Source organism: Agrobacterium sp. DKPNP3 (assembly GCF_052686535.1).
On sequence record NZ_JBQYSN010000009.1, the window covers coordinates 1 to 11,962 of the forward strand.

Here is an 11,962-nt window from a genome sequence, read left to right on the forward strand (position 1 = left end):
GTGCCAATGACATGGCCGTTCTCATCGCGGGCGACCAGCGCCAGGCCCTCGGCTGGGATGCGGCCAGCGCGCAGCTTTTCCGAAGACTTGCGGCGGCGGCCCGCACCCATGGCGCGGTCCAGGAGGTTTTCACGGGCAACGACATCGCCCGGATTTTCCTGATCGACATGAAATGTCTGCGGGGTGAAAAATGCCCGTACCGAATTCAAAAGAGCGGCCATCCTTGGCCTCCCGTCGCAACACCGCCCACACGCGGCCCTTGATAAAAATTGGTGGAGCCGTCCCGGCCCGCCGACACGCTTTCCTCGGCTGGAAGAGGCGCAGCAAGCAGGGGATTGCGCAACAGCACAATCGGCAGGGCCGGAACGGAAGCTTGGTCGAGACGCCGCCCTTTTCAGCGGACGGCGTTCGGATCAGATGACGTAGGCCTTCAGCGGTTCGAAACCGTTGAACGCGACCGCCGAATAGGTGGTCGTGTAGGCGCCAGTGCCTTCGATCAGAACTTCGTCGCCGATGGTCAGAGAGACTGGCAGCGGGTACATGTTCTTTTCATACAGCACGTCGGCGCTGTCGCAGGTCGGACCGGCCAGAACGCAGGGCTGCATCTCGTCCTGATCGCGCTCGGTGCGGATCGGGTAACGGATTGCCTCGTCCATCGTCTCGGCGAGACCGCCGAACTTGCCAATGTCGAGGAACACCCAGCGGTGGTTGTCGTTGTCGGACTTCTTCGAGACGAGAACGACTTCCGCCTTGATGACGCCGGCATTGCCGACCATGCCGCGGCCCGGCTCAATGATCGTCTTCGGGATCTGGTTGCCGAAGTGCTTGCGCAGCGCGGTATCGATTGCCTGGCCGTATTCTTCGGCAGCAGGAACGTCGCGCAGGTACTTCGTCGGGAAACCACCGCCCATATTGACCATCTGCAGGTGGATGCCCTGCTTGGCAAGCGATGCGAACACGCGCTTGGCGTCAGCCAGCGCCGCATCCCATGCGTCGAGGTTCATCATCTGCGAGCCGACATGGAAGGATACGCCGTAGGACTCGAGACCGAGCTGATGGGCATAGACGAGAACGTCGACCGCCATCTGCGGCACGCAGCCAAACTTGCGCGACAGCGGCCATTCGGCACCTTCGCCATCCGTCAGCACGCGGCAGAAGACGCGCGCGCCGGGAGCGGCGCGGGCAACCTTCTCGACTTCCTCATGACTGTCCACGGCGAAGAGATCGATGCCGAGCGCGTGGGCGCGAGCAACATCGCGTTCCTTCTTGATGGTGTTGCCGAAGGAGATACGGTCAGCCGTCGCACCGGCATCGAGCGCCATCTGGATTTCAGCCACGGAGGCGCAATCGAAGTTGGAGCCGAGCGACGCGAGCAGCTTCAGGATTTCGGGAGCCGGATTTGCCTTGACGGCATAATAGATCGCGCTGTTCGGCAGGGAATGCCGGAACGCGTTGAAATTATCGCGCACGACGTCGAGATCAACCACGAGGCAAGGGCCTTCGGGACGTCGGGTCTTGATGAAGTCGAGAATGCGTGCAGTCGTCATCGATGTATTCCCTGTTAAACCGGCTCCGGAAAAATCCGGAGGACAAAGGACGCTCGAGATATGCATTCGAATCAGCCGGTGGAGGCGCAGAATCGATAGCATACGCTCAAGGCGCGAATGTGAACGACGCCCCGCCAGAGCATCATTCGGCTTTGTCTGCCATGGATTGGAGGGAATGACCCGACCGCACTTCAGGCAATGATGGTGTGCCTCTTCAGTACCCCGGCTGATGGAAAGCCGGCAGAGAACCAGAAAGGCCCGCACCGTCGTTGCTTCGTATGTCCTCGCATTTCCCGGTTGGCCGGAATAGCGACTGGAGGGGTTAGTTCCAGGTACCTTACCTAAATCCTCACCACATCGAGGAATCGGCGGACACACATGGGCACGTGCGACTTTGGGCAGCACGGGAGATAAGAATATTCGCAGTCATAATCAAGAGGAATTTTTCACCAAAGAGCGGATTTTTTCGGCAGCGATTTAAGGGTTGAACAGTGACCGCCACACGTTCAATTATATGGAACAAACCGGAGGATTTCATGGATACCCTGACCCGCATCCGCGCCTTTATCGATGTTGTCGAAGCGGAGGGATTTTCTGCAGCGGCGCGCAAGACAGGCCGTTCAAAGGCGCTGCTGTCGAAATATGTCCGGGAACTGGAGGATGATCTCGGCGCGCTGCTCCTCAACCGCACCACACGGCAGTTCTCTCTGACCGAAGCTGGACATACCTATTATCGCACTGCCTCCGATATCCTCAAAGAGATCGATAACCTCGCTGATCTGGTGCGGGAAAAAAATGCCGATCTGAAGGGCAAGCTCAGGATTTCCGTTCCCCGCACCTTCATCGATGCCGATGTCGGCCAAAGCCTGATCGACTTTGCCAAGGAAAATCCGGAACTCGCATTGGAGATCGTTGCCGATGACAGGTTCGTCGATCTGATCGAGGAAGGTTTCGACCTGGCGATCCGTATCACGCGACTGGAAGATTCGGGCCTCATCGCCCGCAAGCTGTCCGACTTCAGGGTCTATGCGGTTGCCACGACGGATTTCGTGGCGCAACATGGACCCCTTGACGGCCCTCAGGATTTCGCCCGCGTCCCTTTCATCATCGATACAAACACGCGTTTCCACAATACGGTGCGGTATCTGGAGCCGGATGGCGGATCGAATTCCGTGACCATCAGCGGACCGATCGAAGTCAATAGCCCGCAAGCGACATTACGCGCTGCGCGTGCGGGTCTCGGCATCGCCATGGTGCCTGACTTCATTGCCCGTCCTCACATCCAGTCCGGCGAACTTGTGACGCTGTTTGACGACTACATTTCAAAGGACCGCGGCATCTATGCCGTCTACCCGCACCGCCGGTACCTGCCAGCCAAAGTACGCAGTTTTGTTGATTATCTCTCGGCGTGGTTCAGGAAGAACGCGTGATGCGAAAATGAAACGCCCGCCTCGCGGCGGGCGTCTACAGCTGCTGAAATCAGATCAGAACGGCGAATCCGGGAAGTAGAACTGCTCGGCATTGTCCTTGGTGATCAGCGTCGCATCAAGGATGTACTCACCCGCGACCGGCACCTGATCGAAGAAATGCCCGGCCGTCAGCTGCATGGCGGTCGCCACCATCGCCGGCGGATAGAGCACGTCGACCGGCACGAGCTTGTCGCCGTCCATGACCTTCTTGATCATGTCCTTGGAACCGGCGCCGGCGACGATGTATTTGATATCGGTGCGCTTAGCCTGCTGAATGGCTTCCAGCACGCCGATTGCCATATCGTCATCCTGGCACCAGACCACGTCGATCTTCTTGTACTTGGTCAGATAGTCCTGCATCACGCGGAAGGCGTCGTCACGGTTCCAGTTGCCGTACTGGCGGTCAAGAACCTTGACGCTGGAGCCGGCGATGCCCTTGTCAAAACCATCCTGGCGCTGCTGGTCGATCGGGATCGGCAGCCCGCGAATGACCACGACTTCGGCATCCGGTGTCGTCTTCTTGATGTATTCGCCGGCCACCTGGCCGAGCGCCGGATTGTTGCCGGCCACATAGAGATCGCGGATCGAATTGTCGTTGACACTCGGCGCGCGGTCGACGAGCGCAACGAAGGTGCCCTTGTCCTTGATTTCCTTGATGGCGTTGACAAGCGGGTCGGGATCGGACGGCAGGACGACCAGCGCGTCGAGCCCCTGCACGGCCAGATCCTGCAGCGCGTTCGCCTGATTGGCTGCATCCGGCGATGTCTTGACGATGACATTGAGCCCCGGATGCTCCTGCATCAGAAGCTTGGCCACACGCTCGGCGTGATAGACCACGCCCGCCGTCCAGCCGTGGTCGGCCGCCGGAATGGAGACGCCGATCGTGACCTTCTTGTCCTGCGCATGGGCAGAACCCGCAAGGACCGTTGCCAGCGCGGCAAAGGCCACGCCGATGAATTTTCTACGCATAGTCTCTTTCCTCCCAAGACCGGGGCGTTCCTCCTCCAACCGCACCTGCCCCAGATGGCGCGGCGTGATACCTTACCTGCGGCTGAGCGAGCGCTGTACCAGCATGGCAATGATGATGATGGCCCCCTGAATGGCACCGATCAGATATTCGCTGACGAAGTTCGACAGGATCATGATGTTGCCGACGATTTCCAGAATGAAGGCGCCGCAGATCGTGCCCCAGATGCGCCCTACCCCGCCGCGCAGCGCCGTGCCGCCGACAACAACCGCCGTGATCGCCTGCAGTTCCCAAAGCATGCCGGTGGTCGCAGACGTCGAAGCAAGGCGCGGCACGTAAAGCAGGACCGCAACGGCGACGCAGAGCCCCTGCACGACGTAGGCGATGGTTCTCACTCTCGCGACCGATATGCCGGAATAGCGTGCGACATCTTCGCTCGACCCCACCGCCGTCAAATGCCGGCCGTATCGCGTGCGGTAAAGCACGAAGGCCGCAAGCGCGGCGGTGACGAAAATGACGATCACAGGCACGGGTACGCCGAGCACATTGCCGAAGTATACCGGGCGATAAAGCGTCTGGATTTCCGGGTTGCGTAGCGTTATCGCGCCGCCCTGTGACAACCAAGTGGTCAAGCCGCGATAGATGCCCATGGTGCCGAGTGTGGCGATGAAGGGTTCGATACGGCCGATGGTGGTGATGAGGCCGTTGGTAAGCCCGCAAGCCGCGCCGATGGCCAGCGCCAGCGCCATCGCCGCAATCAGCATGACCGCCGGGTTCGCAATCGAACCGCTATTCATGAAGAGGATCATCAGGCTGGCCACGAAAGCGACCATCGCCCCGACTGAGAGATCAAGCCCGCCGGACGTGATGACATAGGTTGCACCCAGCGCGATGATGGCAATGAAGGCGCTGCGGGTGATGACATTCAACAGATTGTCGATGCCGATGAAATTCGGGTTGGCAATGGCGCCAAGAACCAGAAGCAGGGCGAGCGCCACGAATGGCGCTACGGCGCGCAGGTCCCAATCTTTGGAAGTCTTCGGCGTTTTGCCGGAATCGAGTGCGGCCTCAGTCATTTTTCCCCTCAATTGTCTTTTCGTCAGGCCTTTTCCAAAGGGCTCGCTTCTCAGGCGACTTCCTGCGTGTGAACGCCCGTCGCAAGCGCCACGATGTCGTTTTCGGTCATGCGCTCGCCCGCCACCTCGCCAACGATCCTGCCAGAACGCATGACCAGAATGCGGTCGCAGATGCCAATCAGCTCCGGCATTTCCGATGAAACCACGATGATCGACCGCCCCTCGTCAGCAAGCCTGGCGATGAAACGGTAAATCTGCTCCTTGGTACCGATGTCGATGCCGCGTGTCGGTTCGTCGATGATGACGATCGACGGATCGAGCAGCATCATCTTGGCCAACAGCAATTTCTGCTGGTTGCCGCCGGAGAGCTGACCCGCGAGCAAATCCTTGCGGCCGGTGCGAATGTCGAAATCGCGCACCGCATCATCGAGCGCCGCCGTCTCCCGGCGGGTGTCGATCTGGAACAGCCGGCTGAATTTCTTAAGCGACGCAAGCGTGAGATTGATCCGCAAGTCTTTGCCGAGCAGCAATCCCTTGCCCTTGCGGTCCTCGCTTAGATAGACGATGCCAGCCTTCAGACTGTCTTCAGCCTTGGCGAAATGGGCGAGGCGGCCGTTATGGCGCACTGTTCCGCGTCCTGGCCGCAGGCCGAGTATGCCTTCCATAAGTTCCGTTCGCCCGGCACCTACAAGCCCCGCGAAACCGAGAATTTCACCTCTGCGCAGGCTGAAACCGGCATCCTGGGCATAGCCAGGCACGGTAAAATGCTCCACCTCCAAAACTGGCTCCCGCTCGCCGCCGGCGGCTCGATCCGGATAAAGCTTTGCCACATCGCGCCCGACCATCAGCCGTGCCATATCGGCAGGCTCCAGCGCCGAGGCGGGGTGGGAAGCGACCAGCTTGCCGTCACGCAGTACGGTCACCCGGTCGGCAATCTCCTTCACTTCAGGCAGACGATGCGAAATATAAAGCACCGCCACGCCCTTTGCCCTGATGTCTCTGATGACATTCAGCAGCGCATCTGTTTCGATGGGTGTGAGGCTGGCGGTCGGCTCGTCGAAAATCACCACGCGGTGCGGCACCAGCAAAACCCGCGCGATCTGCACCAGCTGCCTCTGGGCAATCGACAGGCTGCCGACAATCGCGTCCGGATCAATCGTGCCGCCGAGATCGCCGATCGCCTTGCGGGCGCCCTCGCGCATGGCGCGGTCGTCCACGCTCGCACCCCTGCAAAGTTCACGGCCGAGATAGATGTTCTGCGCCACCGTCAGATCGGGTGCGAGCAAAATTTCCTGATGTACAAGAACGATGCCGCGATGTTCTGCATCCACGGGACCGCTGAGGACCACCGCTTCACCATCAATCCGGATTTCTCCGCCCGTCGGCTTCTCGTTGCCTGCCAGAAGCTTCATCAGCGTCGACTTGCCGGCACCGTTTTCGCCGATGATCGCGTGAACCTCGCCGGCCCGGACAGAAATCTCGATATCCTTGAGAACCTGTACCGGCCCGAAAGATTTCGAAAGGCCGACTGTTCGGATAAGACCGCCGTCTGGAGAGTCGTCAGCAAAAGCCATGTGTCGTCACCAGTTCCGCGAAAGAACGGGCGACAGCAGTCTCTTTGTTCTCGTGAAAATGACCATCCGCGAACTCCTCCCAAAGCTCGAAGAAGAAGCTAGCGTCGGTTTTGAGGTACGTAAAGCAAATTTCGCTCGTCTTTTAGAATACACTCAAATTTGACCAGCAGATGCCGCTCTTTGCGGTCACGTCAGAACAATCATGGTTCCGCTAAACGCTGGAACCCTTTCATGAGGCGGTGAACAGCTTCGGCGCCGTCTCTGGCAAGGTCGAATCGCTTGCCGAAAAGCAGCCAGTCCGAACACATTCCCTTGAGCAGCCAATAGAGCGCACCAAGTGCCGAATCTGCCGTCCAATTGTCATTGAACGCGCCTTCCGCCTGCGCCCGCTCGAAAGCGGCCTCGAGCCGCTCCTTGTGATAGCGATCCAGCTCTTCCTGTGCATGCAGCACGGGCGCAAATTCATCGGAATAATTGGTGCGCAGACTAATGGTCATGATGCGCTGGCGTTGCTCATCCTCGGCAAGAAGCTTCAGCCATTTACAGGCCGCCTCCTCTATCCTGTCCAAGAGCGCCGAGCCCTTGAGGCCGGGATCACCGAAATCCAGCAGGTCCGACTCGGGCAAGGCCACCGATTGATAGAGACCGATGAAGAGATCAGTCTTACTGGCGAAATGCCAGTAGATCGCTCCGCGGGTTACGCCGGCCGCTGCCGCCACCTCGTCCAGCGAGCTGTTGGCCACACCCTTTCTGAAGAACACCCGCTCGGCAGCGGCAAGGATCGCCTGACGCGTCTCTTCTGCCTCGGCCTTTGTTCGGCGCATGCTGATGTTTCCTTCCACTCGCGGCACGGCGCTTTCGCACCGTGCTTTCTGTTCAGTGCCAGTCTTTCCTTACGATGAATACATCTCCATCACGTTCGGAACGGCCTTACCTTCCGATTTTATTCCGCTGGCGATATGGCGTCAGCAGCAATCTTGTCGTCCTTCTTCCGATCCCCGAAAATCCTCATGACGAAGACGAAGAAAACGGGCACGAAGAAGATCGCAAGGATCGTCGCCGAGATCATGCCACCGAGAACACCGGTACCAATGGCGTTCTGGCTGGCCGCGCTCGCGCCCGAGGCGATCGCCATCGGCAGGACGCCGAGCGAGAAGGCAAGCGACGTCATCAGGATCGGCCGGAAGCGCAGGTGCGCAGCCTCCACCGTCGCATCGTAGGTCGACTTGCCTTCCGCCCGCAGATCCTTGGCGAATTCGATGATCAGGATCGCGTTTTTGGCGGACAGGCCGATGATGGCGACCAGCCCCACAAGGAAGTAGACGTCGTTGGGCATGCCGCGCAGCATCACAGCTGCTACCGAACCAATCACTCCAAGCGGGACGACCAGCATGACCGAAATCGGAATCGACCAGCTTTCGTAAAGGGCCGCCAAGAGCAGGAAGACGAACAGCACGCTGAGGCCGATCAGGGCTGGCGCCTGCGAGCCCGACTGGATTTCCTGCAGCGACTGGCCGGTCCACTCGAAACCGAAACCAGATGGCAGTTCCCGTGCCAGACGCTCCATCTCGGCGATCGCGTCGCCAGAGGAGTAACCCGGTGCGGATTGGCCACTGATGCGGATTGCGGGATAGCCGTTGTAGCCGACCACCTGCGAGGGACCGCGCACCCATTCCACCGAAGCGAACGAGCTGACGGGCACCATCCCGCCATTGGCATTGCGCACGTTGAGGTTCAGAAGATCCTCGGTCTTCATGCGCTGCCCCTGTTCGGCCTGCACCGTCACGCGCTGCATGCGGCCGGCATTGGGAAAGTCGTTAACGTAGGACGAACCCATATTGGCCGAAATAGTGGCGTTGATGTCGCTGAAGGTGACGCCGAATGTGTTGGCCTTTTCGCGGTCGATGATGAGATTGACCTGCGCCGCATCCGGCATGCCTTCGATGCGAAGGCCGGCAAGGATGGGGCTCTTTCGCGCAGCAGCCATCAGTTGCGCGCCAGCTGCGCTGAGTGCCGTCTGCCCGGCGCCCGACCTGTCCTGAAGACGGAAAGTGAAGCCGCTGGAATTGCCAAGACCCTGAATCGGCGGTGGCGAAAGCGCAAAGGACATGGCGTCCGGAAGACCCCAGAGCTTGCCGTTAATCCGGGCGGAGATTGCCGCAGCGGAATCTTCCGGTCCACGTTCGCTCCAGTCCTTCAGGGTCGCAAAGGCAAGACCCGCATTCTGGCCGGAGCCAGAGAAGGAGAAGCCCGAAACCGCAATGACCCGTTCGACAGCCGGCTCTTCCATGAAAATCTTCTCGATCTGCTGGATGGATTGCAGTGTGCGCTCGGTGCTGGCCTCGGCCGGCGCCTGAATGTCGACAATCAGATAGCCCTGGTCCTCATTCGGCAGGAACGAGCTCGGCAACTGCATATAGGCCCAACCAAGACCGGCCAGCAGTGCCGCGTAGATGACCATGAACCGGCCCGACCGCTTGATGATGCCGCCGACCGATGACGAATATTTATGCGACGCCTTATCGAAGTTCCGGTTGAACCAGCCGAAGAAACCCCTCTTTTCGTGATGCCCCGCCTTGATTGGCTTCAGGAACGATGCGCAGAGCGCCGGCGTGAGCGACAGGGCGAGGAAGCCCGAGAACAGGATCGACACCACCATCGTCAGGCTGAACTGCTGGTAGATGATGCCGACCGCACCGGGGAAGAAGGCCATGGGCACGAACACCGCCGTCAGCACGAGTGTGATGCCGATGATCGCGCCCGAAATCTGGCCCATTGCCTTGCGGGTGGCTTCCTTCGGCGAGAGGTGCTCCTCCGCCATGATGCGCTCGACGTTCTCGACGACGACGATCGCGTCGTCCACCAGAATACCGATGGCAAGCACCATCGCAAACATCGTCAAAACGTTGATTGAGAAGCCCGAGACATACATGATGGCGCAGGTGCCGAGCAGCGCGACAGGCACCACCAATGTCGGAATGATCGTGTAGCGGATGTTCTGCAGGAAGACGAACATCACGATGAAGACGAGGATGATCGCCTCGATCAGCGTATGGATGACCTTCTCGATCGAAATCTTGACGAAGGGGCTGGTGTCATAGGGAATTTCGTATTCGATGCCCTGAGGGAAGTATTGCGACAGCTCCTCCATCGTGGCGCGCACACCTTCTGAGGTCTGCAGCGCGTTCCCCGTCGGCGACAGCTGGACGCCGATCGCCGCGCTCGGCTTGCCGTTGAGACGGCTCGAGAAGTTGTAGCTCTCGCCGCCCACTTCGACGCGCGCGACATCACGCAGCCGAACGGAAGACCCGTCGGGGTTGGCGCGCAGCACGATGGATCCGAACTCCTCCGGCGAGGTCAACTGTCCCTGGACGTTGACGGTTGCGGAAATCTGCTGGCCAACAGGGTTTGGCGATGCACCGATGCGGCCGGCCGCGACCTGCGAGTTCTGCGCCTGGATGGCGCTGATAACATCATTCGAGGTGAGGCTAAGGCCCAGCATCTTGTCCGGGTCCATCCAGATTCGCATGGAGCGCTGGGTAGCGAAAAGCTGCGCGCTGCCAACACCGGGCACACGGCGCAATTCACCCAGCACGTTGCGGCTCAGATAGTCACCAAGTCCGATGGCGTCGGTGTTGCCGTCAACGGAGGTCAGCGCGACCATCATTAGAAACGAGGTACCGGCCTGCTCGACACGCAGTCCCTGCTGCGTCACAGAGCGTGGCAGACGCGGCTCGACGCGCGCTATACGGTTTTGCACTTCCACCTGAGCTTCGCCGATATTGGTGCCGGGCTCGAACGTCACATTGATGGAAATCCGGCCGGACGATTCCGAGGTCGACTCGAAATAGATCAGACCGGGGACACCGTTCAGCTCTTCCTCGATTGGTCGCGTCACGCTCTGGTAGATGTCCTCAGGCGAAGCGCCGGGGTAAGAGGTCGAAACGGAAATCTGTGGCGGCGCAACATTCGGATATTGCGCAATCGGCAGCTTCGGAATGGCCAGCAGGCCCGCAAGCATGATGAAAATGGCGACGACCCAGGCAAAGATAGGCCGGTCAATGAAGAAACGTGCCATGAAATCGGTCCTTATTGCTTCTGAGCCGGCGCTGCACCCTCGGCAGCGACGACGGGCTCGGCGGACCACGCTTCAGGCTTTACCTTGGCGCCGGGAGCCGTCTTCTGGAAGCCTTCGGCAACAACCCGGTCTCCGTCCTTCAAGCCGTCGGAGATAACCCAGCGGTCGCCGATGGCGCGTCCGACGCTCACCCGGCGCTGTTCGACAGTGTCTTCGGCATTGACAACCAGCACGCTCGCCTGCCCGCCGGCGTCACGCTGCACGGCCTGCTGCGGCACGGCGAAAGCCGCCTTCTGAATGCCCTGCTGGATCTGAACGCGAACATACATGCCCGGCAGCAGATCGCCGTTCGGGTTGGGGAATTCGCCACGCAGCGTTACCTGACCGGTCGTTTCGTCCACAGCCGCTTCCGAGAACAACAGGCGACCGGGAACCGGGTAACGGCTGCCGTCATCGAACAACAGATTAACTTCCGCCTCATTGGGCCCTGTCATCAGCTGGCCGTCCTGAAGCGCCTTGCGCAGGCGAATGAGGTCGGCGGCCGGTTGGGTAAAGTCGGCATAGATTGGATCGAGCTGCTGGATCGTCGCCAGACTTTCCGAACCGGTAGCGCTCACAAGCGCACCTTCGGTGATGCGCGCGCGACCGATCACGCCGCTGATCGGCGCTTTCACATCGGCATATTGAAGGTTGAGCCGCGCTTCCGCGACACCGGCTTCAGCCACTGCGACCTCCGCATCGGCCTGGGCAAGCAGCGCGATGGCGTTGTCGAACTCCTGCTGCGAACCGACATTGGAACGGCGCAGCTGCTGCTGCCGGTCGGCCGTCTGACGCGCCTGAAGCTGGGCTGCCTGTGCCCTGCGCAATGTTCCCTCAGCGCTGTCAACGCGCACCTGGAATGGCGCGGGATCGATCCGGTAGAGAACGTCGCCTTCCTTCACGAGCGAGCCTTGTTCAAACACGCGCTCGACGATGATGCCAGACACCCGCGGACGAACTTCGGCAAGCCGTGTCGGGGCGATGCGGCCGGGCAACTCGTTCGTGATCGGCAGCTCTTCCGGCTTTACCGTCACGACCTTGACCGCAGCAGGCGGCGGAGCGCCGGGTGCAGCAGCCTGCTCGTCGCTACATCCGACAAGAACGACGCCCATGAAGAACACCGCTACCATCTGCCCCAATCTTTTCGCCATACTGCGCTCCGAATCCAGAAAATACGTCCTGTTTACATACATACTAAGACGTATGTAAAAT

8 protein-coding genes and 1 pseudogene are annotated in these 11,962 nt (G+C 60.0%); 1 reads left to right on the plus strand and 8 read right to left on the minus strand.

The window, feature by feature from the left end:
- Nucleotides 1-221 (minus strand): annotated as a pseudogene (locus ACUTJJ_RS04120) (GNAT family N-acetyltransferase); the annotation flags it as partial.
- Nucleotides 222-413: 192 nt separating this feature from the next.
- Nucleotides 414-1,547 (minus strand): ornithine/lysine decarboxylase, encoded by a 1,134-nt coding sequence (odc2, locus tag ACUTJJ_RS04125; protein WP_144577871.1) that lies wholly within the window; start codon nucleotides 1,545-1,547, stop codon nucleotides 414-416.
- A 536-nt stretch (nucleotides 1,548-2,083) separates the two neighbouring features.
- Here odc2 and ACUTJJ_RS04130 point away from each other — a divergent pair.
- Nucleotides 2,084-2,977: a LysR family transcriptional regulator gene (locus ACUTJJ_RS04130; protein WP_445541397.1), complete on the plus strand. Its 894-nt coding sequence runs from the start codon at nucleotides 2,084-2,086 to the stop codon at nucleotides 2,975-2,977.
- A gap of 54 nt (nucleotides 2,978-3,031) precedes the next feature.
- On the opposite strand, the gene ACUTJJ_RS04135 is transcribed toward ACUTJJ_RS04130, so the two are convergent.
- The 6 genes from ACUTJJ_RS04135 to ACUTJJ_RS04160 all read right to left on the minus strand — a co-directional run bounded on the left by ACUTJJ_RS04135 (nucleotide 3,032) and on the right by ACUTJJ_RS04160 (nucleotide 11,901).
- Nucleotides 3,032-3,985 (minus strand): substrate-binding domain-containing protein, encoded by a 954-nt coding sequence (locus tag ACUTJJ_RS04135; RefSeq protein WP_063949951.1) that lies wholly within the window; start codon nucleotides 3,983-3,985, stop codon nucleotides 3,032-3,034.
- 72 nt (nucleotides 3,986-4,057) lie between these two features.
- Nucleotides 4,058-5,059 carry an ABC transporter permease gene (locus ACUTJJ_RS04140; RefSeq protein WP_445541398.1) on the minus strand — a complete coding sequence of 334 codons (1,002 nt, stop codon included), beginning with the start codon at nucleotides 5,057-5,059 and terminating at the stop codon, nucleotides 4,058-4,060.
- A 50-nt stretch (nucleotides 5,060-5,109) separates the two neighbouring features.
- A complete protein-coding gene (locus ACUTJJ_RS04145) occupies nucleotides 5,110-6,633 on the minus strand; it encodes a sugar ABC transporter ATP-binding protein (protein WP_209089985.1) in 1,524 nt (507 codons plus the stop codon).
- A 200-nt stretch (nucleotides 6,634-6,833) separates the two neighbouring features.
- Nucleotides 6,834-7,457, minus strand: a complete 624-nt coding sequence (locus ACUTJJ_RS04150; RefSeq protein WP_209089988.1) for a TetR family transcriptional regulator — start codon at nucleotides 7,455-7,457, stop codon at nucleotides 6,834-6,836.
- A gap of 119 nt (nucleotides 7,458-7,576) precedes the next feature.
- A complete protein-coding gene (locus ACUTJJ_RS04155) occupies nucleotides 7,577-10,711 on the minus strand; it encodes an efflux RND transporter permease subunit (protein WP_209089992.1) in 3,135 nt (1,044 codons plus the stop codon).
- An 11-nt stretch (nucleotides 10,712-10,722) separates the two neighbouring features.
- Complete coding sequence (locus ACUTJJ_RS04160) at nucleotides 10,723-11,901, minus strand: efflux RND transporter periplasmic adaptor subunit (protein WP_445541399.1); 1,179 nt, start codon at nucleotides 11,899-11,901, stop codon at nucleotides 10,723-10,725.
- Between the last annotated feature and the right edge of the window lie 61 nt (nucleotides 11,902-11,962).